This window comes from Bradyrhizobium sp. SZCCHNS2022 (assembly GCF_032377575.1).
GTDB classification, from domain to species: domain Bacteria; phylum Pseudomonadota; class Alphaproteobacteria; order Rhizobiales; family Xanthobacteraceae; genus Bradyrhizobium; species Bradyrhizobium aeschynomenes.
In genome coordinates, this window is record NZ_JAUHHZ010000001.1 from 7,253,342 (window position 1) to 7,274,921 (window position 21,580).

At 66.5% G+C, this 21,580-nt stretch carries 19 protein-coding genes; 17 read left to right on the forward strand and 2 right to left on the reverse strand.

Annotation, left to right across the window (positions count from 1 at the left end):
• Window positions 1-88: 88 nt before the first annotated feature.
• Window positions 89-985, reverse strand: a complete 897-nt coding sequence (locus QXZ94_RS32380) for a B12-binding domain-containing protein (RefSeq protein WP_315725301.1) — start codon at window positions 983-985, stop codon at window positions 89-91.
• A 229-nt stretch (window positions 986-1,214) separates the two neighbouring features.
• Here QXZ94_RS32380 and bchF point away from each other — a divergent pair, with 229 nt between their 5' ends.
• The 16 genes from bchF (at window position 1,215) to bchJ (ending at window position 19,397) form a co-directional block, all read left to right on the forward strand.
• Window positions 1,215-1,805: a 2-vinyl bacteriochlorophyllide hydratase gene (gene bchF, locus QXZ94_RS32385; RefSeq protein WP_315725303.1), complete on the forward strand. Its 591-nt coding sequence runs from the start codon at window positions 1,215-1,217 to the stop codon at window positions 1,803-1,805.
• Window positions 1,802-3,088 carry a ferredoxin:protochlorophyllide reductase (ATP-dependent) subunit N gene (locus QXZ94_RS32390; protein ID WP_315725305.1) on the forward strand — a complete coding sequence of 429 codons (1,287 nt, stop codon included), beginning with the start codon at window positions 1,802-1,804 and terminating at the stop codon, window positions 3,086-3,088. The genes bchF and QXZ94_RS32390 overlap by 4 nt, the downstream gene beginning before the upstream one ends.
• 1 nt (window position 3,089) lies before the next feature.
• Entirely contained in the window at window positions 3,090-4,646 is a 1,557-nt protein-coding gene (gene bchB / locus QXZ94_RS32395) for a ferredoxin:protochlorophyllide reductase (ATP-dependent) subunit B (RefSeq protein ID WP_315725307.1), read from the forward strand.
• A complete protein-coding gene (locus QXZ94_RS32400; RefSeq protein ID WP_315725309.1) occupies window positions 4,621-8,211 on the forward strand; it encodes a magnesium chelatase subunit H in 3,591 nt (1,196 codons plus the stop codon). Before bchB ends, QXZ94_RS32400 begins: the two co-directional genes overlap by 26 nt.
• Window positions 8,208-9,113 (forward strand): ferredoxin:protochlorophyllide reductase (ATP-dependent) iron-sulfur ATP-binding protein, encoded by a 906-nt coding sequence (gene bchL, locus QXZ94_RS32405; RefSeq protein ID WP_315725311.1) that lies wholly within the window; start codon window positions 8,208-8,210, stop codon window positions 9,111-9,113. The genes QXZ94_RS32400 and bchL overlap by 4 nt, the downstream gene beginning before the upstream one ends.
• A 13-nt stretch (window positions 9,114-9,126) precedes the next feature.
• Window positions 9,127-9,828: a magnesium protoporphyrin IX methyltransferase gene (gene bchM / locus QXZ94_RS32410; RefSeq protein ID WP_315725313.1), complete on the forward strand. Its 702-nt coding sequence runs from the start codon at window positions 9,127-9,129 to the stop codon at window positions 9,826-9,828.
• Complete coding sequence (locus QXZ94_RS32415; protein ID WP_315725315.1) at window positions 9,825-11,255, forward strand: BCD family MFS transporter; 1,431 nt, start codon at window positions 9,825-9,827, stop codon at window positions 11,253-11,255. The genes bchM and QXZ94_RS32415 overlap by 4 nt, the downstream gene beginning before the upstream one ends.
• 19 nt (window positions 11,256-11,274) lie before the next feature.
• Entirely contained in the window at window positions 11,275-12,054 is a 780-nt protein-coding gene (gene puhA / locus QXZ94_RS32420) for a photosynthetic reaction center subunit H (RefSeq protein WP_315725317.1), read from the forward strand.
• Window positions 12,051-12,701 (forward strand): photosynthetic complex putative assembly protein PuhB, encoded by a 651-nt coding sequence (gene puhB / locus QXZ94_RS32425; RefSeq protein WP_315725319.1) that lies wholly within the window; start codon window positions 12,051-12,053, stop codon window positions 12,699-12,701. The genes puhA and puhB overlap by 4 nt, the downstream gene beginning before the upstream one ends.
• Window positions 12,702-12,717: 16 nt before the next feature.
• Entirely contained in the window at window positions 12,718-13,209 is a 492-nt protein-coding gene (gene puhC, locus QXZ94_RS32430) for a photosynthetic complex assembly protein PuhC (protein ID WP_315725321.1), read from the forward strand.
• Window positions 13,206-13,511 carry a hypothetical protein gene (locus QXZ94_RS32435; RefSeq protein ID WP_315725323.1) on the forward strand — a complete coding sequence of 102 codons (306 nt, stop codon included), beginning with the start codon at window positions 13,206-13,208 and terminating at the stop codon, window positions 13,509-13,511. The genes puhC and QXZ94_RS32435 overlap by 4 nt, the downstream gene beginning before the upstream one ends.
• Complete coding sequence (gene acsF, locus QXZ94_RS32440) at window positions 13,508-14,569, forward strand: magnesium-protoporphyrin IX monomethyl ester (oxidative) cyclase (RefSeq protein ID WP_315725325.1); 1,062 nt, start codon at window positions 13,508-13,510, stop codon at window positions 14,567-14,569. The genes QXZ94_RS32435 and acsF overlap by 4 nt, the downstream gene beginning before the upstream one ends.
• 13 nt (window positions 14,570-14,582) lie before the next feature.
• A complete protein-coding gene (gene puhE / locus QXZ94_RS32445; RefSeq protein ID WP_315725327.1) occupies window positions 14,583-15,638 on the forward strand; it encodes a putative photosynthetic complex assembly protein PuhE in 1,056 nt (351 codons plus the stop codon).
• Window positions 15,635-16,846 (forward strand): 5-aminolevulinate synthase, encoded by a 1,212-nt coding sequence (gene hemA / locus QXZ94_RS32450; protein WP_315725329.1) that lies wholly within the window; start codon window positions 15,635-15,637, stop codon window positions 16,844-16,846. Before puhE ends, hemA begins: the two co-directional genes overlap by 4 nt.
• Before the next feature lie 97 nt (window positions 16,847-16,943).
• Window positions 16,944-18,548 (forward strand): magnesium-protoporphyrin IX monomethyl ester anaerobic oxidative cyclase, encoded by a 1,605-nt coding sequence (bchE, locus tag QXZ94_RS32455; protein WP_315725331.1) that lies wholly within the window; start codon window positions 16,944-16,946, stop codon window positions 18,546-18,548.
• Between the two features lie 156 nt (window positions 18,549-18,704).
• Window positions 18,705-19,397 carry a bacteriochlorophyll 4-vinyl reductase gene (gene bchJ, locus QXZ94_RS32460; RefSeq protein ID WP_409998780.1) on the forward strand — a complete coding sequence of 231 codons (693 nt, stop codon included), beginning with the start codon at window positions 18,705-18,707 and terminating at the stop codon, window positions 19,395-19,397.
• Window positions 19,398-19,445: 48 nt separating this feature from the next.
• Here bchJ and QXZ94_RS32465 read toward each other — a convergent pair whose 3' ends face one another.
• Entirely contained in the window at window positions 19,446-20,366 is a 921-nt protein-coding gene (locus tag QXZ94_RS32465; protein WP_172131558.1) for a LysR family transcriptional regulator, read from the reverse strand.
• A gap of 146 nt (window positions 20,367-20,512) precedes the next feature.
• On the opposite strand from QXZ94_RS32465, the gene QXZ94_RS32470 reads away from it, so the two are divergent.
• A complete protein-coding gene (locus QXZ94_RS32470; RefSeq protein ID WP_315725334.1) occupies window positions 20,513-21,565 on the forward strand; it encodes a class 1 fructose-bisphosphatase in 1,053 nt (350 codons plus the stop codon).
• Window positions 21,566-21,580 lie beyond the last annotated feature (15 nt).

Here is a 21,580-nt window from a genome sequence, read left to right on the forward strand (position 1 = left end):
ACGCCCTCACCAACGCCGTTGTCCTCCCAATCAAGGAGCCTTCGCGCGGCAAGTCTCGTTCCAGCATTCATCTTCACTGCACCCTCAGCTATCGCCGTTCGGTCAGAAGACTGACGACGTGCCGGGCTTGCGAAGCCTCTCTGCTCGGATCGGAGACGACACCGTCGCCGCCGACCAGAAGAACGAGTTCAGGCCGTTCAATAAACGCAGGACCGCAGACCAGCACGCCGATGTCCTGGTTGGAGGACTCGCGCCGGACCATCCTTATGTTTGAGGCGAGATCGTCAAGCTTCTTGTCGCTGTTGGCGAAGAACTCGACGACGTTGAACCATTGGGTGCGCAGCGCATCGACGAAACCGCGGTCCGCAGTGTCGGGCTCGATCCAGGTCTCGAAGCCGTCGCGGCGGAAGAACTCGCCTGCCAGCACGAGTCCGAACATCATGTGGCCCATCTCGCGCCGATCACCCGGTGCGGTGGTCAAGAGCACGCGCAGGCCGCTCGGTGCAACCGCGACCTCGGCGCAGAATGCCGGGCTGAAATGGCGCAGCAGCTGCTGGAGCCGCCACAGCGCGAGCGTGACATCGGCAAAGTCGCGCTCGTCGTCGGCCCAGAGATGGCGCAGATGGTTTGCGGTCGGCACCAGCAGATCGAGATAGATCCGCTCCAGCGTCTCGCCGTGATCGCGATGCGCCTGGATGCAGGCCACGGCGCGATCATCGTCCGCCTCCAGCACCAGCTCGGCGAAGTCGGCAGCTTCCTGCGCCGAGGCCGTGATGATCGCGGGCATGCGTTCGAGGGTGGAGGCATGCGCCATCACCAGTCGCGGAATGATCTCGGCCTCGATCGCTCCGTTGAGCTGGGGATGGCGGGTGCTGTGCAAGGGCACGTTGACGCGTGGCGATGCCGGCGGATGAAAGCCGGACCGTCCACGCTTCGTCCGAAAGCGTGCTCGCGGAAATCGGGCTGTCTCATTGAGCTCGGTCATCAGCGCCTCCCCTCCATATGAGCGCACGTCGCTCGCTGCGTCAATATTATTTGACGTCAATTTTGATTGACACTCTTCCTGCCCAGGTCTAGCGTTTCCCCATCGGGCTCGCACTCGGGGATTTGCGATGCGCCACCGGCGAACTCTACAACGTAGTGTTGACCAAACCGAGTGCGGTGCACCACAAATCCCCCTGTGGTTGTCGTCATCGCACCACTGGGCACCGGTGTTGTCAAATCATCTTTACACATCGTGTGATGCGCAGTTCACATCCGCTACGGATCCGTCGCTGTGGAGTCTGCTCTGCTTCACCCCCGAGAAGGCGCCGCGTGCAAAGCGGCAAGCGCTTTACACGCCTGAGGAAAAGCGCAGGCGCGACGCCACGCCGTGGACGCTGGTGCAGGCCATCCTGGCGCCGCTGCAATTTCTCGTCTTCCTGATCAGCCTCGGCCTTGTGGCGCGCTATCTCGCGACCGGCGAGGGGCTCTGGCTCGCTACCGCCTCGGTCGTGCTGAAGACGGCGCTGCTCTACACCATCATGATCACCGGCTCGATCTGGGAACGGGTCGTGTTCGGACGTTATTTGTTCGCCGCGGCCTTCTTCTGGGAGGACGTGTTCTCGATGCTGGTGATCGCGCTGCATACGGCTTATCTGGCCGCGATCGTCGGCCACATCGGCAGCGCTCAGCAGCAGATGCTGCTCGTGCTCGCCGCCTACACCGCCTACGCGATCAACGCCGCGCAATTCCTGCTGAAGCTGCGCGCGGCGCGGCTGCAGGACGAGGCGATGGCCGCAGCTACGACGGAGCGCGCGTCATGAGCCTGTCCGCGCAAGCCTGTGCCGTGACATCAGCCGCTTCGCCGGACGGCGTGCTGCGCGAGCGCGGGCAGCGCGAGGTGTTCTGTGGCCTCACCGGCATCGTCTGGCTGCACAGGAAAATTCAGGACGCGTTCTTCCTCGTGGTCGGCTCGCGCACCTGCGCGCATCTGATTCAGTCGGCCGCCGGCGTGATGATCTTCGCCGAGCCGCGTTTCGCCACCGCGATCATGGAAGAGCGCGATCTTGCCGGCCTGGTCGACGCCAATGACGAGCTCGACCGCATCGTCGCGCAGCTGCTCGCGCGACGGCCGGACATCAAGCTCTTGTTCCTGGTCGGCTCGTGCCCGTCCGAGGTGATCAAGCTCGACCTGTCACGCGCTGCCTTGCGGCTGTCGCAGCGCTTCTCGCCCGGCGTCCGCGTGCTTAACTACTCCGGCAGCGGCATCGAGACGACGTTCACGCAAGGCGAAGATGCCTGCCTCGCGTCGCTGGTGCCGGTGTTGCCGCAGGCCGATCGGACCGCGCGGCCGTCGCTGCTCGTGGTTGGCGCCCTCGCTGATGTCGTCGAGGACCAGTTCAAGCGGACCTTCGCAGCGCTCGGCATCGACAATGTCGCCTTCCTGCCGCCACGGCGCTCGTCGGAGTTGCCGGCGATCGGGCCGGAGACGCGCGTGCTGCTGGCGCAGCCGTTCCTGGGTGACACCGCGCGCGCATTGGAAGAGCGCGGCTGCCGCAGGATCGCAGCGCCTTTCCCGTTGGGCGGGGAAGGCACCGCGCTGTGGCTCGCCGCCGCCGCCGAAGCGTTCGGCGTGTCGCGTGCTCACGTCGAGCGCACCCTGGCGCCGTTGAAGGCGCGGGCCGAAAAGGCGCTGGCGCGTTACCGTGCGCAGCTCGCCGGCAAGCGCGTCTTCCTGTTTCCGGATTCGCAGATCGAGATTCCCCTGGCGCGTTTTCTGTCGCGCGAGATCGGCATGGAGCTGGTCGAAGTCGGTACGCCCTATCTGCACCGCGATCATCTCGTCGCCGAGCTTGCGATGCTGCCCGCCGGCACGCAGCTCAGCGAAGGCCAGGACGTCGAGCGCCAGCTCGATCGCTGCCGTCAAGCGCGGCCCGATCTCGTCGTCTGCGGTCTCGGCCTCGCCAATCCGCTGGAGGCCGAGGGCCTCACCACCAAATGGTCGATCGAGCTGATCTTCACGCCCATCCAGGGCTTCGAGCAGGCCGGCGATCTCGCCGAGTTGTTCGCGCGGCCCTTGCTGCGGCAAACGCGACTGGCGGTGTGAGATGCAGCTCTCGGTCTGGACATATGAAGGCCCCCCACACATCGGCGCGATGCGCATCGCGACCGCCATGCGCGACGTGCACTACGTGCTGCACGCCCCTCAGGGCGACACCTACGCCGATCTGCTGTTCACGATGATCGAGCGCCGCGACCGAAGGCCGCCGGTCACCTACACCACCTTCCAGGCGCGCGATCTCGGCGGCGACACTGCCGATCTGCTACAGAGCGCGGCGCGCGCAGCCTACGAGCGCTTCCAGCCGCAGGCGATGCTGGTCGGCGCGTCCTGCACCGCCGAGTTGATCCAGGACGATCCCGGCGGGCTGGCGCTGGCCTTGAGGCTTCCGATTCCGGTGATCCCGCTCGAGCTGCCGGCCTATCAGCGCAAGGAGAATTGGGGCGCCTCGGAAACGTTCTACCGGATTGTACGGGCGTTGGCTGCGTCTTCCGCTGATGGCTCCCCCCGCCGTGAGAAGGAGACAGGCGCTCGTCCAGTCTGCAACCTGCTTGGTCCGACGGCTCTCGGCTTCCGTCACCGCGACGACCTCGCGGAAGTGACCAGGCAGGTTGTGGAGCTCGGCATCGAGATCAATGTGGTGGCGCCGTGGAACGCGACGCCGGCTGATCTCGCCCGCCTGCCGGAGGCCGATTTCAACATCGTGCTGTATCCGGAAATCGCGCTGACGGCGGCACAATGGCTGAATCGACAGTTCGGCCAGCCCTATACGAAGACGATCCCGATCGGCGTCGGCGCGACGCGCGACTTCATCAAGGAGGTCGCAGGCCTTGCCGGCGTCGATGCGGAGCCCGTACTGTCACGCGCCGAGAGCCGGCTGCCCTGGTATTCGCGCTCGGTCGACTCGACCTATCTCACCGGCAAGCGCGTCTTCATCTTCGGCGATGCCACACACGCGGTTGCCGCGGCGCGGGTCGCGACCCAGGAGCTCGGCTTCGAGGTCGTCGGCCTCGGCACCTATGCCCGCGAATTCGCCCGCGAGATCCGCGAGGCCGCCGCGCTCTACGGCGTCGAGCCACTGATCACGGACGACTATCTCGAAGTCGAAGCCCGCGTCAGCGAGCTGAGGCCGGAGTTGGTGCTCGGCACGCAGATGGAGCGCCACATCGCCAAGCGCCTCGGCATTCCTTGCGCCGTGATCTCGGCGCCGACCCATGTGCAGGATTTCCCGGCGCGCTACTCGCCGCAGATGGGGTTCGAAGGCGCCAACGTGCTGTTCGACACCTGGGTGCATCCGCTGATGATGGGCCTGGAGGAGCATCTGCTCGGCATGTTCCGCGAGGATCACGAGTTCGCCGATCACGCACCGTCACATCTCGGCGCAGCTCCGGCCGCGCCGCCGCAGCAGCCGCAGCTCCGCGTCGTCGAAACCAGTGTCACCACCGAGCTCGCCTGGGCCTCCGACGCCGAACGCGAGCTGACCAAGATTCCGTTCTTCGTGCGCGGCAAGGCACGCCGCAACACCGAACGCTTCGCGCGCGAGCGCAACGTCAACCTGATCACGCTCGAGACCTTGTACGATGCCAAAGCGCATTTCGGTCGCTGACGTCACACCCATCCGGGTGGTGATCGTGACGATGGACAGCCATCTCGCCTCGGCAGCCGTGCGCGCGCGCACGACCTTGCAGGCAGAGCTGCCCGGTCTCGATCTCAAGGTGCATGCGGCCGACGAGTGGGGCTGCAATCCGGACGCGCTGGCGCATTGCCTCGCCGACATCGCGACCGGCGACATCGTCGTCGCCACCATGCTGTTCATGGAGGACCACATTCAGCCGGTGCTGCCCGCGCTGCAGGCTCGCCGCGACCAGTGCGACGCGATGATCGGCTGCCTGTCGGCCGGCGAAGTCGTGCGGCTGACACGGCTCGGCAAGCTGACGATGTCAGGCTCGGCGACCGGCGTGCTCGGCCTGTTGAAGCGGCTGCGCGGCAGCAACCGCTCCGGCAATTCCAGCGGCCAGAGCCAGATGAAGATGCTGCAGCGGATGCCGCGCCTGCTGCGCTACATCCCCGGCACCGCGCAGGACCTGCGCGCCTATTTCCTGACGCTGCAATATTGGCTCGCCGGCTCCGAGCAGAACTTTGCGAACATGGTGCGCTTCCTGGTCGGCCGCTATGCCGACGGACCGCGCGCCGCGCTGCGCGGCAAGCTCACTGCCGCCGAGCCGATGACCTATCCGGATGTCGGGCTTTATCATCCGCGGCTTCCGCAACGGATCGTCGAACGCGCCGATCAGTTGCCGGTCCTGGCGAAGCCGGTCGGCCGCGTCGGCGTCATCCTGATGCGCTCCTATTTGCTCGCCGCCAACACCGCGCATTATGATGGAGTGATCGCGGCACTGGAGGCGCGCGGTCTCGCTGTCGTTCCGGTGTTCGCCTGCGGACTGGACTCGCGCCCGGCGATCGAGCGCTATTTCCAGAAGGACGGCGTCTCGACAGTCGATGCGGTTGTTTCGCTCACCGGCTTCTCGCTCGTCGGCGGCCCCGCCTACAATGACGCGCGCGCCGCCGAGGAGGTCATGGCTGGCCTCGACGTGCCCTTGATCGCGGCGCATCCGCTGGAATTCCAGACCGTCGAGCAGTGGCATGACGATGCGCGCGGCCTCACGCCGGTTGAAGCGACGATGATGGTCGCCATCCCCGAGCTCGACGGCGCCGTCGGCCCGACCGTGTTCGGCGGCCGCTCGGCGATGGCCGACGCGGGGCGCGACATGGCCTCGTTGCCCGAGCGCGCCGCGCAACTCGCCGCACGTGTTGCCAGGCTTGTCGAACTGCGCCGCTCGGCCCGCGCCGAGCGCAAGATCGCCGCGGTGCTGTTCAACTTCCCGCCGAATGGCGGTAGCGCCGGCACCGCGGCCTATCTCTCGGTGTTCGAGTCGCTGCACAATGTGATGGCCTCGCTGCGCGCGGCCGGCTACACCATCGACGTTCCCGCCACGGTCGATGAGCTGCGTGCGCGTGTGCTCAAGGGCAATGCCGAGCGCTTCGGCACCGCGGCCAATGTCGCGGTGCGCATTCCGGTCGACCAGCATGTCCGCCGCGAGCGGCATCTCGCCGAAATCGAGAAGCAATGGGGCCCGGCGCCCGGCCGTCACCAGACCGACGGGTCCAGCCTGATGGTGCTGGGCGAGCAATTCGGCAATTTGTTCGTCGGCCTGCAGCCCGCCTTCGGCTACGAGGGCGACCCGATGCGGCTGCTGTTCGAGCACAGCTTCGCGCCGACCCATGCCTTCGCCGCGTTCTATCGCTGGCTGCGCGAGGAGTATCGCGCCCATGCCGTGCTGCATTTCGGCACCCACGGCGCGCTCGAATTCATGCCGGGCAAGCAGGCCGGTCTCTCGGCCGAGTGCTGGCCGGAGCGGCTGATCGGCGATCTCCCGAACTTCTACATCTATGCCTCCAATAATCCCTCTGAGGGCGCGCTCGCCAAGCGCCGCGGCGGCGCTACCTTGATCAGCTATCTCACGCCGTCGATCACGAGTGCCGGTCTCTACAAGGGCCTCGCCGAGCTGAAATCGTCGCTCGATGCCTGGCGTAGTCTGTCGCCGGACGCGACGGAGCAGGTGAGGGGCGACAGCGCGGCGCTGATCCAGGCGCAGGCGGCAGCGGTCGATCTCGCCGTGGCCGAGCCGCTCTGGGGCGATGAGCGCGACACGCGGATCACAACGCTCTCGGCCAGCGTGTTGGAGCTGGAGTATTCGCTGATCCCGCACGGCCTGCACGTGGTCGGCGCTCCGCCGCCGCAAGAGCAGCGCGCCGAGCTGCTCGACCTCGCAGGGATCACCGACGCCGCCAAGCGCACTGAGCTCGACAGACTGCTAGCGACCGACAGCGAGACGCCGGCGATCCTGCATGCACTCGACGGCGGCTACATCCGCCCCGTGCCCGGCGGCGACCTGCTGCGCAACACCGACGTGCTGCCGACGGGGCGCAACCTGCACGGCTTCGATCCGTTCCGCATTCCCAGCGCCTTTGCGCTCAAGGATGCCGAGCGCCAGGTCGCCCGGCTGCTCGCCCGCCATGCCGCCGAGGGCCACACTCTGCCGGAGACGATCGCGCTGGTGCTGTGGGGCACCGACAATCTCAAGACCGAGGGCGGCCCGATCGCGCAGGCGCTGTGGCTGATGGGCGCCGCGCCGCGCCATGACAGCTATGGCCGGCTCTGCGGCGCCAAGCTGATCCCGCTGGAGCAGTTGGGACGCCCGCGCATCGACGTCGTGATCACGCTGTCCGGCATCTTCCGCGATCTGATGCCATTGCAGACCAAGCTGCTCGCCGAAGCCGCGCTACTCGCCGCGTCGGCGGATGAGTCCGAGGAATTCAACTATGTGCGCAAGCACGCGCTGGCCTTCCAGGCCGCGCATGGCGGTGAGATCGACGATGCCGCGCTCCGCGTGTTCGGCAATGCCGAGGGCGCCTATGGCGCCAACGTCAACCATCTGATCGATTGCGGCGCCTGGACCGACGAGGACGAGCTCGCCGACGTCTATACCCGCCGCAAGGGCTTTGCCTACGGCACCGACGGCCGGCCCGTCCGCCGCGACGTGCTGCTCGGCCATGTGCTCGCCGGCGTCGACGCCGCCTATCAGAACGTCGACTCCGTCGAGCTCGGCGTCACCACGATCGATCATTATTTCGATACGCTCGGCGGCATCAGCCGCGCGGTGAAGCGCGCCAAGGGCGAGGCGGCACCGGTCTATATCGGCGACCAGACCCGGGGCGAGGGCACCGTGCGGACGCTGTCGGAGCAGGTCGCGCTGGAGACCCGCACCCGCACGCTCAATCCGAAATGGTACGAGGCGCTGCTCGCCCATGGCTACGAGGGCGTCCGCCAGATCGAGTCGCATGTGACCAACACGGTTGGCTGGTCGGCGACCACGGGGCAGGTAGCCCCCTGGGTGTACCAGCAGATCACCACGACCTTCGTGCTCGACCCCGCGATGCGCGAGCGGCTCGCCTCGCTCAATCCGGCCGCGTCCGCGAAGATCGCCAACCGTCTGATCGAAGCGCATGAGCGCAATTACTGGACCCCGGATGCCGAGATGCTCGATGTCCTGCGCAAGGCCGGGGAAGAACTCGAAGATCGCCTCGAAGGCGTGGGAGTTGCCGCATGAATGTGACCTTGAGACCGCCGCTGACGACGGCCCCGCGCCGCCCTGACGGGGCCGGTAGCGTTCAGGTGCAGCTCGATCCGAACGTGGTGATCGGCACTGCAAAAGTGTTCTCGGTCTATGGCAAGGGCGGCATCGGCAAGAGCACGACCTCGTCGAACCTCTCGGTGGCGCTGTCGAAGCTCGGCAAGCGAGTGCTGCAGATCGGCTGCGATCCCAAGCATGACTCGACCTTCACGCTGACCAAGCGGCTGGTCCCGACGGTCATCGACATCCTCGAGCAGGTGAACTTCCACTCCGAGGAGCTGCGCCCCGAGGATTTCGTCTACCAGGGCTACAATGGCGTGATGTGCGTCGAGGCCGGCGGGCCGCCGGCCGGTACCGGCTGCGGCGGCTATGTCGTCGGCCAGACGGTGAAGCTGCTCAAGGAGCATCATCTGCTCGAGGACACCGACGTCGTGATCTTCGACGTGCTCGGCGACGTCGTCTGCGGCGGCTTTGCGTCGCCGCTGCAGCACGCCGATCGCGCGCTGATCGTCGCTGCCAACGACTTCGACTCGATCTTCGCCATGAACCGCATCGTCGCGGCGATCCAGGCGAAGTCGCGGAACTATCCGGTGCGGCTCGGTGGCGTGATCGCCAATCGCAGCGCGGCGACTGATCAGATCGACAAGTTCAACGAGCGCATCGGCATGAAGACGCTGGCGCACTTCCCGGATCTCGACGTCATCCGCAAGAGCCGGCTGAAGAAGTGCACCTTGTTCGAGATGGAGCCGTCGCCCGATGTCGAGCGCGCCCAGAACGAATATCTGCGCCTGGCCGCCTCGCTCCTCGCCGGCGTCGAGCCGATCCATGCGGTGCCGCTCAAGGACCGCGATATTTTTGATCTCCTTGGCTTCGATTGAGTGAGGCTCAACGATGACGACAGCGGAATATCTCGCCCGCCGCAGTGAAGTGGAGACCTATTTCGACCGCACCGCGGTGGCCGCCTGGACGCGGCTGACCTCGGACGCGCCGGTGGGCCGCATCCGCGCCACAGTGCGCGCCGGCCGCGACGAGATGCGGCGGACGCTGCTGTCATGGCTGCCGCTCGACCTGCGCGGTGCACGCATTCTCGATGCCGGCTGCGGCACCGGCAGCTTCTCGATCGAGGCGGCGCGCCGTGGCGCCGATGTGGTCGCCGTCGACATCTCGCCGACGCTGATCGAGATCGCGCAGCGCCGTCTGCCCGACGACATCAGCCGCAGTGCGATCCAGTTCGTCGCCGGCGACATGCTCGATCCCCGGCATGGCGGCTTCAACTTCGTCGTCGCCATGGACTCGTTCATTCACTACCGCGCCGAGGATGCCGTGCGTATCGTCGCCGGCCTCGCCAATCGCACCTCCGATGCGATCCTGATGACCTACGCGCCGCGCACGCCGCTGCTGGCGGTCATGCATGCCGTCGGTGGCCTGTTCCCGCGCGGCAATCGCGCGCCGTCGATCGAGCCGGTCGCCGAGCAGAAGCTGTCCCGCCTGATCGCCGATCAGCCTGACCTCGCCGACTGGCGGTGCGCGCGTAGCAGCCGCATCGCCAACGGCTTCTACATCTCGCAAGCGCTGGAGCTCCGCCCGTCATGAGCGCGCGCGCACCATCGGTCCTGCAACTGTGGACGCGGCTGTCGTCGCGCTATCTGCCGTTTGCGGACGCCGCCTCGACCGAGCTGCCGCTGTCGCGCCTGATGCGGCTGTCGCTGTTCCAGGTGTCGATCGGCATGTCGGTGGTGCTGCTGAACGGTACGCTCAACCGCGTGATGATCGTCGAACTCGGCGTTCCCTCATGGCTCGTCGCCACCATGGTGGCACTGCCGCTGATATTCGCGCCCCTGCGCGTGCTGATCGGCTTCAAGTCCGACCATCACCGGTCGGTGCTCGGCTGGCGCCGCGTGCCCTACATCTGGATGGGCACTCTGCTGCAGTTCGGCGGCCTCGCCATCATGCCGTTCGCGCTGCTCCTGCTGTCCGCGGGCGATGCGCCGGGCCAGGTCATCGCTGGCCGTGTCGGCGCCGCGTTGGCATTCCTGCTGGTCGGCGCCGGGCTGCACACCACGCAGACCGCCGGCCTGTCGCTCGCGACCGACATCGCGCCCGAGCACTCGCGCCCGCGCGTCGTCGCCTTCCTCTATGTGATGCTGATGTTCGGCATGATGGCGAGCGCGCTGACCTTCGGCGGGCTGCTCGCCGATTTCAGCGAGATGCGGCTGATTCAGGTCATCCAGGGCGCCGCGCTGACCGAGATGGTGCTCAACGTCATCGCGCTGTGGAAGCAGGAGGCGCGCGATCCCTCGCGCACGTCGGCTGCCCGGGAGCGCCCGCGCTTCGGCGACTCCTGGCGGCACTTCCGCGAGGCCGGCGGCTCGATGCGCGTGCTGGTCGCGGTCGGCCTCGGCACCGCCGGCTTCACCATGCAGGACATTCTGCTCGAGCCGTATGGCGCGGAGATCCTGCATCTGACCGTCGGCGAGACCACGGCGCTCACGGCCCTGTTCGCGGCGGGCACGCTCGCAGGCTTCGGCCTGTCCGCGCGGCGCCTCGCGAAGGGTTCCGATCCCTATCGCGTGGCGGCGCTCGGCGGCTGCATCGGACTGTTTGCGTTCGTCGCGGTGATTTTCTCGGCGCCGCTCGCCTCGCCGTTGCTGTTCCGGATCGGCACGACGCTGATCGGATTCGGCGGCGGCCTGTTCGCGGTCGGCACGCTGACGGCAGCGATGGCGCTGGTGCAGAACGGCGAGAGCGGGCTCGCGCTCGGCGCCTGGGGCGCGGTGCAGGCGACGTCAGCGGGGATAGCGATCGCCGGCGGCGGCGCCATTCGCGATGTGATGTCGCAGCTGGCGCTGGACGGACGCCTCGGCGTGGCGTTGGCGGGGCCGGCGACCGGCTACAGCATCGTCTACCACGTCGAGATCGCGCTGCTGTTTGCGACGTTGGCCGTCATCGGACCCCTGGTCCGGCGGCGGGCTGAGCCGTCGCAACAGCTACAATTCGGAATAGCGGAATTTCCAGGTTAGCCCAGTCGGGGAGGAAGCCATGACGTCATTCACGAGCTACATCGATGTCGCCCAGGTCGTGCTTTACGGCTTCTGGGTGTTCTTCGCAGGCCTGATCTTCTACCTGCGCACCGAGGACAAGCGCGAAGGCTATCCGTTGCAGTTCGAAGGCCGGATCGGCCGGCAGGTCCCTTCGAGCGGCAACGGCTTCCCGACGCCGCCGAGCCGCAAGACCTATCACATGCATGGCGGCCGCACCGCGTCCCTGCCGAATTGGGACAACGACCGCGCCGATGCGCCGGTCACGCCGATGTATCCCTGGCCGGGCACGCCCTATCTGCCGACCGGCAATCCGATGCTCGACGGCGTCGGCCCGGGCTCCTACGCCGCGCGCAAGGACGAGCCGGAGCTGACGATGGACAACATCCCGGCGATCGTGCCGCTGCGCGTCGACGGCAGCATCTTCATCGCCTCGGAGGATCCGGATCCGCGCGGCATGCCGGTGTTCGGCTGCGACGGCAAGCTCGGCGGCAAAATTCGTGAAGTGTGGGTTGACCGCGCCGAGATGCTGATCCGCTATCTCGAAGTCGAGGTCGACGGCATCGTCGGTCGCCACGTTCTGCTGCCGATGACGATGTGCGTGGTCGACAAGTCGCGCAAGGCGGTGCTGGTCGACGCCATCCTCGGCTCGCAATTCGCCAACGTGCCCGGCCTCGCCAAGCCCGACCAGGTCACCAAGCTCGAGGAGGACAAGATCGTCGGCTACTATGGCGGCGGCCATCTCTATGCGACCGCTGCGCGCCAGGAGCCGCTGCTGTGAGCACGCGTCGCGACCAGGATCAGCTGATGCTGCCGGCAGGCGAGCGCCTGCTGTGGCAGGGACAGCCCACGGTGAAGGCGCTGCTGCTGCGCGTCTTCCACCTGCGCCTGGTGCTCGCCTACTTCGCGGCGCTGTTCGGCGCCCGCGTGGTGACGGGCACGCTGGATCACCAGCCGCTCGCCGCGTCGCTGGCCAGCGCGTCGTCGCTGGTCATTCCAGTGGCGATCGCGACGGTGCTGCTCATCGGGCTCGCGGTGCTCTACAGCCGGACCACGCGCTACACGATCACCTCCAGGCGCGTGCTGCTGCAGTTCGGCGCCGTGTTGCCGATGACCTTGAACGTGCCGTTCAAGCAGGTCTCGCGCGCCGACGTGAAGCTGTTCTCGGACGGCTCCGGCGATCTGCCGCTCGGCGTCACCGCCCAGCAGCGGTTGTCCTATCTGCTGCTGTGGCCGCATGCCCGTCCGTGGCGGCTGAACGAGGTCGAGCCGATGTTGCGCGGGGTGGCAAACGCAAGAGAGGTGGCCGAGATCCTCGCCAAGGCGCTGGTCGCGGCATCGGATGGCGCGGTCGCTACGCAGCCGATCGCGGCCGTCAATGGTCAACCGCAGGGCACGCCTGCGGGCGCGGTCGCCAGCGCGGCGTGATGAGGAGGAGGGTGTCATGAGCCAAGCCGAGGGCCATGCCGGACATTATGTCGAGCATCACGCCGAACCCGAGATCGTCATTCCCAAGGGCGCGCTGCGCGCGGCCTTCGCCCTTGTCATTTTCTCCCTGGTCGCGGCCGGCGTCGGCCGCTGGACGGGGGTAGGCATCGTCCACACCGATCACGCCGCCGCCGTACAGACGGTGGCGCTGCGGTTCGAGGACCGTCCCGATGGCGGCATCTCCGTCGTGTCGCCCGACAGCGGCAAGGTCGTCGGCATCGTCGAGGCCGGCGGCGACGGCTTCTTGCGCACGGTCCTGCGCAGCATGGCATTCGACCGCCAGCGTCACGCGATTGGCTCGGGGCCGGCCTTCACGATCAACCGCTGGGCCGACGGCCGCATGAGCCTGGACGATCCGGCGACGGGGCGGCGCGTCGATCTCGGGCCGTTCGGTGACAACAACAAGCGCCGGTTCACGGAGCTGATGAGCATGGGAGAAACGCGATGAGAGCAATATGGGCCAATGAGCCCCGCCGCTTCGACATCGGCTGCAGCATCGAGGTCGAGCAGACCTCCGAGACGCTGCACGCCCATGTCACGCTCGACCGCGACGTCAACATCCGACCGGGCGACGAGGTCGTCATTCATGGTGATCCGATCACGGTCAAGTTCGGCGAGCAGCTCAACCTGCGCCGGACCGCGACCGTGGTGCGGGCCGGCCCGTTGAAGCGCATGATGATGCATGTCGCGGGCTATCTCGAACTCACGGAATTGTACGACGTCAGCTTTTCGGATGGGAGGGTCAGATGATCGCAATGGAAGGCGGTTCCGGCAACATCTCCACCAAGATGGCGCTGGAGGACACGATCCTCACGCCACGCTTCTACACCACCGATTTCGCGGCCATGGACCGGCTCAACGTCGATCTCGTCCGCCGTGAATGGGATGCCGTCATGGCCGAGCTGCGCGCAGACCACAACCGCAAGCACTTCGTGCGTACGCCGGAGTTCGACAAGGATCTCAACGAGCTGCCCGAGGCGCTTCGCGCCGAGTTCAAGGACTTCCTGGTGTCGTCGCTGACGGCCGAGTTCTCCGGCTGCGTGCTCTATGCCGAGATCAAGAAGCGGATCACCAATCCCGACATCCGCGAGCTGTTCCAGTTCATGAGCCGTGACGAGGCGCGCCATGCCGGCTTCATCAACGAGATCCTCAAGGATCACGGCATCGGGGTCGATCTCAGCTTCCTCACCAAGACCAAGAAGTACACCTACTTCAAGCCGAAGTTCATCTTCTACGCGACCTATTTGTCGGAGAAGATCGGCTATGCCCGCTACATCACCATCTATCGCCAGATGGAGCGCAATCCGGAGCGCCAGTTCCACCCGATCTTCAAGTGGTTCGAGAAGTGGTGCAATGACGAGTTCCGGCACGGCGAGGCGTTCGCGCTGCTGATGCGCGCCGATCCGAAGCTCTTGAGCGGGTACAACAAGCTCTGGATCAAGTTCTTCCTGCTCGCGGTGTTCGCCACCATGCACGTCCGCGACCACATGCGGCCGGCCTTCTATGAAGCGCTTGGCATGCCGGTGGACGAGTACGACATGCGCGTGTTCCGGATCACCTCGGAGATCTCGCGGCAGGTCTTCCCCGTCATGCTCGACATCGACAATCCGCGCTTCTGGGAGGGTCTCAAGCGCCTTCGCGAGATTTCGGAGGCGATCGCCGACGCCAAGGCGCAAGGCGGCATCATGGGCACGTTGAAGCGCGCGGTGCTGCCGCTCAAGGCGGCGCTGACCTTCGGCCGGCTGTACATGCTGCCGGCCAAGAGCAACGAGTTGCCACGGGAGATCAGGCTGCAACCCGCCTGGTGACAAGGAGCCGGCCATGGGCGCGACCGCGATTGCCATTCCCTATGTCGTGTTCGTCTGGTGGTTCTCGACCGGCGCCGTGCTGGCGCTGGTCGGGCTCGCCGCCCGCCATCCGGCTGCGTTCAAATGGGGCACGGCCGCGGCCTTCGTCGCGGCCCTGTCGGGCGTGGCGGTGTCGAGCCAGGCCGCCGAGGATGCCAACGCCTATTGCGCCTTCACCTGCGCGATCCTGCTGTGGGGTACGGTGGAGATGTCGCTGCTCGCCGGCTGGATCACGGGGCCGCGGCCCGAGCCGTGCCCTGGTGATTGCACGCCGGCCTCGCGCGTCGGCTTCGCGCTGCAGGCGATCGCCTATCATGAGCTGGCGCTGATCGCGACGGCGGGACTCGTGTTCGCGGTGACATCCGGCGCGCCGAACCGGCTGAGCTGGTGGACCTTCGCGGCGCTGCTGGTGCTCAGGCAGAGCGCCAAGATCAACCTGTTTCTGGGCGTGCGCACCCTGAACGACGAGCTGCTGCCGCAGCAGGTCCGCTTCATGCGCAGCTATTTCGCCAAGAAGTCGATCAACCTGCTGTTTCCGTTCTCGATCGCCGCTGCGACCACCGCGACCGTGCTCGTCGCCGCTGCCGCGCTCGGCGCGAAATCAACCTTCGATGGCGTGGCGCTGTCGCTGCTGGCATCGCTGATTGCGCTTGGCCTGCTCGAGCACGGCTTTATGGCGCTGCCGATGCCGGTCATCAATCTCTGGCGCTGGAGCGCGCCGGCGGAGCCGGTCATGGCGGCCGTCGCCGCCCTCCCGGCATCCCTGCCGGTCACGCCGATGGCGCGGCCGGTGCTCGCCGTCGTGCCGGCCACGCCCGAGGCGGAGCGTCCCATGCCCGCGCCCAAGACGTCGATGTCGGCGCAGAAGACGGCCGCCGCGCTGGCGCGGCAGCGGCTCGAGGAGCAGTTCCGCCAGGCCTATCGCCAAGCCCGCGCCGATGCGCAGGCGCAAACCATCACCGGACTGGCCGCGGTGTCGGTCACGCCGCCGGTCGATCCGAACACGACAGCACAGGGGGGAGTACCATGAACTACGAAGACTATTTCCGCCGCCAGCTCGACGGCCTCCGGCGCGAAGGACGCTATCGCGTGTTCGCCGATCTCGAGCGCAAGGCCGGCGCCTTCCCGCGTGCGACCTATCGCGGCCCGCATGGCGAGCGCGAGGTCTCGGTGTGGTGCTCCAACGACTATCTCGGCATGGGCCAGCATCCCAAGGTGCTCGAGGTCATGCATGAGGCGCTCGACCGCTGCGGCGCCGGCGCCGGCGGCACCCGCAACATCAGCGGCACCAACCACTATCACATCCTGCTCGAGGACGAGCTTGCCGATCTCCACGGCAAGCAGGCGGCGCTCTTGTTCAACTCCGGCTACGTCTCGAACTGGACGTCGCTGTCGACGCTCGCGGGACGCATGCCCGGCTGCGTGATCCTGTCGGACGAGCTCAATCACGCCTCTATGATCGAGGGCATCCGCCACAGCCGCTGCGAGACCCGGATCTGGCGCCACAACGACGTCGCCGATCTCCGCGACAAGCTGTCGGATCTCGACCCGAAGGTGCCGAAGCTGATTGCGTTCGAGAGCGTCTATTCGATGGACGGCGACATCTCGCCGATCTCCGACATCTGCGACGTCGCCGACGAGTTCAACGCGATGACCTATCTCGACGAGGTCCATGCCGTCGGCCTGTACGGCCCGCGCGGCGGCGGCATCTCCGAGCGCGACGGTGTCGCTGATCGCCTGACGGTGATCGAAGGGACGTTGGCCAAGGCGTTCGGCGTGATCGGCGGCTACATCACGGCCTCCAACACCGTCTGCGACTTCGTCCGCAGCTTCGCCTCCGGCTTCATCTTCTCCAGCTCGCTGCCGCCGGCAGTGGCGGCCGGTGCGCTGACCAGCATCCGGCATCTGAAGGCCAGCAATCATGAGCGCGCCCGGCATCAGGATCGCGTCGCGCGCCTGCGTCGCCGCCTCGATGAAGCCGGCGTCAGCCATCTCGATAATCCCAGTCACATCGTGCCGGTGATGGTGCGTGATCCCGTGCTGTGCAAGCGGATCAGCGACATCCTGCTCGACCGCTACGGCATCTATGTGCAACCGATCAACTACCCCACCGTGCCGCGCGGCACCGAGCGGCTGCGCATCACGCCGTCGCCGTATCACTCCGACGAGGACATCGAGCATCTGGTGTCGGCGTTGTCGGAGATCTGGGCCGAGATGGGACTCGCGCAGGCGGCTTGAACGGCGTGCGATCCGCGCGGCGTTTGCGCCAGATCAATTTGTCAATCTAACTTGACGTTAGGATGTAGTGACAAATTGATAACCGGGGGAGAACGCCGTGCGGATCTTGTTGCTGCATCCCAACTATCACTCCGGCGGCGCGGAGATCGCCGGCAATTGGCCGCCCGCATGGGCGGCCTACATCTCCGGCGCGCTCAAGGCGGCCGGCTTCACCGATCTCCGCTTCATCGATGCGATGACCAACGACCTCTCCGAGGAGCAGGTCCGCGCCATCCTCCGCAGTGAGAAGCCCGATGTCATCGGCTGCACCGCGATCACGCCCTCGATCTACAAGGCCGAGCGTCTTCTGGAGATCGCCAAGGAGGAGCATCCGGACGCGCTGACCGTGCTCGGCGGCATCCACGCCACCTTTATGTATCAGCAGGTGCTGACGGAAGCGCCGTGGATCGACGCGATCGTGCGCGGCGAGGGCGAGGAGATCATCGTCGATTTGATGCGCGCCCGCGAGGACGGCCGCTGGGAGAGCGACCGCCGCAGCATCAAGGGCATCGCCTATCGCGATGGCACCGAGGTGGTTGCCACAGTCGCGGCGCCGACCGTGAAGAATCTCGACGCGATCACGCCCGACTGGAGCGTGCTCGAATGGAGCAAGTACATCTACATCCCGATGAACAAGCGCGTCGCCATCCCCAACATGGCGCGCGGCTGTCCCTTCACCTGCAGCTTCTGCTCGCAGTGGAAATTCTGGCGCGACTATCGCATCCGCGACCCGAAGAAGGTGGTCGACGAGATCGAGACCCTGATGCGCGAGCATGATGTCGGCTTCTTCATCCTCGCCGACGAGGAGCCGACCATCAACAAGAAGAAGTTCGTCGCCTTCTGCGAGGAGCTGATCCGCCGCGACCTCAAGATCCTCTGGGGCATCAACACCCGCGTCACCGACATCCTGCGCGACGAGGCGCTATTGCCACTCTATCGCAAGGCCGGCCTGATCCACGTCTCGCTGGGCACCGAGGCCGCGGCGCAGATGAAGCTCGACCGCTTCAACAAGGAGACCACGGTCGCGCAGAACAAGAAGGCGATCCAGCTTTTGCGCGACGCCGGCATCGTCGTCGAGGCTCAGTTCATCGTCGGCCTCGAGAACGAGACGCGCGAGACGCTGGAAGAGACCTACCAGATGGCGCGCGACTGGAAGCCTGATCTCGCCAACTGGGCGATGTACACGCCGTGGCCGTTCTCCGACCTGTTCCGCGATCTCGGCGACAAGGTCGAAATCTTCGACTACGAGAAGTACAATTTCGTCACCCCGATCATGAAGCCCGACGCGATGGATCGCGGCGAGCTGCTCGACGGCGTCATGAACAACTATCGCCGCTTCTACATGCACAAGGCGCTGTTCTCATATCCCTGGGCCGGCTCCGGCGAGCGCCGCCGCTATCTGCTCGGCTGCCTCAAGGCGTTCCTGAAGTCCGGCTTCGAGCGCAAATTCTACGATCTCGGCCGCGTCAATTATTGGGGGCCGCAATCCAAGGGCAAGGTCGATTTCGGCTTCGACACCTCGCGCAAGCGCGCCGAGCCGGGCAGGGTCGAATGGAAGACGAGCCACAATCGCAAGCTGACCGGACCACAGCAGGCGCAGGTGATGGCCTGCGGCGGCGGCACCGAGCAGATGAGCGAAGAGGCTGAGACGAGAGTGCACTGAGATGCGCGGTGCGCGCGCCCAGCACCTCGAGCTGCCGCGCGCTGCCGCCGCCTCGGATCGCGCCGCTGAAAGCGTCCATGGATGCAGCACCATTCGGGGCCTCATGGTTCGAGACGCGCCGCAACCGGCGCTCCTCACCATGAGGGGAGCAGTCCCATGAGCGCTGTGGACCGCGCCTCACATTCAGACCTCGTCCTGAGGAGCCCGCCGGAGGCGGGCGTCTCGAAGGACGGTGGCAGGCACACGGCCAGCTTCAACCATCAGTCAGAGAGGGGCCGCATCGGCCCCAATGCGATCATCCAGACCGCGGAGGCCTTGCGGCTGCTGCGCGGCGGGCGGGACGCGCGCCGTGTCTTCGCGGCCGCGCGGCTTGAGCCATATCTCGCGTCGCCGCCTGCCGACATGGTGGATGAGACGGAAGTCATCCGTCTGCATCGCGCGCTCAGGGCCACGTTGGACGACGATGCCGCCCGTGTGGTCAGCGCAAAGGCGGGGCAGTTGACCGCGCTCTATCTGCTCACGCACCGCATTCCCAAACCCGCCCAGCGCGTGCTTCGCCTGCTGCCGGCGCGCCTCGCCAGCCATGCGCTGTCGCGCGCGATCTCGGCCCATGCCTGGACCTTCGCCGGCACCGGCATCTTCACCTCCCGTCCGGGGCGGCCGACGGTGTACGAGATCAGACATTGCCCGTTGTGCCGCGGGCAGGGGACCGATCACTCGATTTGCGACTTCTACGCAGCGACCTTCGAGACGCTGTTTGCAAGGCTGGTGCATCGGAACGCCCGCGCGCGCGAGATCAGCTGCGAAGCGGCGGGCGCATCCGCCTGCCGTTTCGTGATCGACTGGTGAGATCGGCCCATGCGCGAGGCGACACCGTCACGGCTTCGGGTGTCGCGCTCAGCTCGGCAGAAACCGAGCGCCCTCCTTGCCGAGGAAATCCAGCATCGCCTGCGCCGGCGGCAGCAGCAGCTTGTCGGCGCGCCGGACCGCGTGCCACTGCCGGATGATCGGAAGGCCTGCAACCTTCAACGTCACCAGCCGGCCCTCGCCGAGCTCATGGGCCACCGTGTGCTGCGAGATGAAGGCGATGCCGAGGCCGGCGATGACGGCCTGCTTGATGGTCTCGTTGCTGTCCATCTCCATGCTGGTCTTCGGCTTCAGACCATGCTTCTCGAAGAAGGTCTCCATCAGCAGCCGGGTGCCCGATCCCGGCTCTCGGGTGATGAACACCTCGCCGGCGAGATCCTCGGCCGCGATCCGCTTGCGACGGGCCAGCCGATGATTGGCTGGCGCGATGATGATGTGCGGGTGCTTGCCGAACGGCCGCATGTCGACCGGTACGTCGGCGGGCGGCCGGCCCATGATGGCGATATCGAGATCATAGCCGCGCAGCGCCTCGCGCAGGCTGTCGCGGTTGCCAATTCGCAGCGTCACGTCGATCTTCGGGAACCGCCGCGAGAACTCCGCAATCGCAAACGGCACGAAATATTTCGCGGTGCTGACCGCGCCGATCGCGACGCGTCCGCCGCTGCGTCCGGCGAGAATGTCCAGCGCCTGCTCGCAATCCTGCAAGGCGGCCTCGACGCGCTCGGCGAGCGCCAGCACGCTGCGGCCTGCTTCCGTCAGGATCATGCCGTCCGTGGTGCGCTGGATCAGCGGCAGCCCGGCCAGTTCCTGGAGATTGCGAATCTGCAGGGTGACCGCAGGCTGGGTGAGGTTCAGGCGGCTGGCCGCGGAGGTCACCGATCCGGAATTCTGCACAGCCACCAGCGCGCGAAGCTGGCGGATGGTGAGGTCACGAGAGAAGTGCCGGCTCATGGAACCCTCGATGAGATCGTTCGCATAAGGAAAACTTTGGTCAGTCCAAAGATATCGAAATTTCCCTAATCACGCAAATCGAGTGTTGATAGCGGCGCGGCACGACGCTTTCGTGCAGCTTCATCAAGTTCCCGACAGAGGAGCTGATGGCGAGGGAGTGGCCCATGACTCAGCCGGATCATCATCAGACATTGCAGGCTCATCTTGCATCGCAAGGCGCCGACGCCGACTGCGCCGCGGTCATCGAGGCCCTTGCCGACGCTGCACGCGAGCTTGCCCGCCAGATCGCCATCGCCCCGCTGTCGGGCGTCGACGAAGGCGCCGCCACGGTCAACACCGACGGCGACATCCAGAAGGCGCTCGACATCGTCGCCGACAATCTCATGCGCGACGCGCTGCGTCGGGCCCCCGTCGCCGGCATCCTGTCCGAGGAGGGCGATCGTCCGGAAACGGTCAATGAGGCTGCCCCACTTTGCGTCGCGATCGATCCGCTCGACGGCTCGTCGAACCTGCAGAACAACATCTCGGTCGGCACCATCTTCTCGATCCGCCCGCGCGGCCGGGACGTGCTCTCCAGCTTCTTCGAGCCCGGCACCGCGCAGCTCGCCGCCGGCTTCTTCGTCTACGGACCGCAGACCTGTCTCGTGCTCGCGATCGACCGCCGCGTCGACCTCTATGTGCTGCATCCGACGCTGCACGAATTCATCCTCGCCAAGTCGGGGATCCGCATCCCGCAGGATACGCCAGAGTTCGCGATCAACGCCTCGAACCGTCGGCACTGGAGCGGCACGGTGCGCAACTATGTCGACGAGTGCCTGTCCGGCGCCGCGGGCCCACGCGGCCGCGACTTCAACATGCGCTGGATCGCCTCGCTCGTCGCCGAGGCCTATCGCATCCTGATGCGCGGCGGCGTGTTCCTCTACCCGGCTGATTCCCGTCCAGGCTATCGCGAGGGCCGGCTGCGGCTGGTGTACGAAGCGCACCCGATGGCGCTGATCATGGAATGGGCCGGCGGCTCGGCATCGAGCGGCCGCGCCCGCATCCTCGAATTGTCGGCGCGCTCGCCGCATCAGCGTGCGCCCCTCATCATGGGGGACGTCCGGCTCGTCCGCGATGTCGACCAGCTGCATGAGGGCGTCGAGCCGCTGTTCGAAACCAGCGATGCGCCGCTGTTCGCGCGGCGCGGTCTGTTTCGCTGAGCCAGCGCTGCTCAG

Bases quoted from the DNA above. Each gene is read 5' to 3' on its own strand.
- QXZ94_RS32380 (WP_315725301.1), bottom strand. From the start codon at position 985: ATGACCGAGCTCAATGAGACAGCCCGATTTCCGCGAGCACGCTTTCGG.
- QXZ94_RS32390 (WP_315725305.1), top strand. From the start codon at position 1,802: ATGAGCCTGTCCGCGCAAGCCTGTGCCGTGACATCAGCCGCTTCGCCG.
- bchB (WP_315725307.1), top strand. From the start codon at position 3,090: ATGCAGCTCTCGGTCTGGACATATGAAGGCCCCCCACACATCGGCGCG.
- QXZ94_RS32400 (WP_315725309.1), top strand. From the start codon at position 4,621: ATGCCAAAGCGCATTTCGGTCGCTGACGTCACACCCATCCGGGTGGTG.
- bchL (WP_315725311.1), top strand. From the start codon at position 8,208: ATGAATGTGACCTTGAGACCGCCGCTGACGACGGCCCCGCGCCGCCCT.
- bchM (WP_315725313.1), top strand. From the start codon at position 9,127: ATGACGACAGCGGAATATCTCGCCCGCCGCAGTGAAGTGGAGACCTAT.
- QXZ94_RS32415 (WP_315725315.1), top strand. From the start codon at position 9,825: ATGAGCGCGCGCGCACCATCGGTCCTGCAACTGTGGACGCGGCTGTCG.
- puhA (WP_315725317.1), top strand. From the start codon at position 11,275: ATGACGTCATTCACGAGCTACATCGATGTCGCCCAGGTCGTGCTTTAC.
- puhC (WP_315725321.1), top strand. From the start codon at position 12,718: ATGAGCCAAGCCGAGGGCCATGCCGGACATTATGTCGAGCATCACGCC.
- QXZ94_RS32435 (WP_315725323.1), top strand. From the start codon at position 13,206: ATGAGAGCAATATGGGCCAATGAGCCCCGCCGCTTCGACATCGGCTGC.
- acsF (WP_315725325.1), top strand. From the start codon at position 13,508: ATGATCGCAATGGAAGGCGGTTCCGGCAACATCTCCACCAAGATGGCG.
- puhE (WP_315725327.1), top strand. From the start codon at position 14,583: ATGGGCGCGACCGCGATTGCCATTCCCTATGTCGTGTTCGTCTGGTGG.
- hemA (WP_315725329.1), top strand. From the start codon at position 15,635: ATGAACTACGAAGACTATTTCCGCCGCCAGCTCGACGGCCTCCGGCGC.
- bchJ (WP_409998780.1), top strand. From the start codon at position 18,705: ATGAGCGCTGTGGACCGCGCCTCACATTCAGACCTCGTCCTGAGGAGC.
- QXZ94_RS32465 (WP_172131558.1), bottom strand. From the start codon at position 20,366: ATGAGCCGGCACTTCTCTCGTGACCTCACCATCCGCCAGCTTCGCGCG.
- QXZ94_RS32470 (WP_315725334.1), top strand. From the start codon at position 20,513: ATGGCGAGGGAGTGGCCCATGACTCAGCCGGATCATCATCAGACATTG.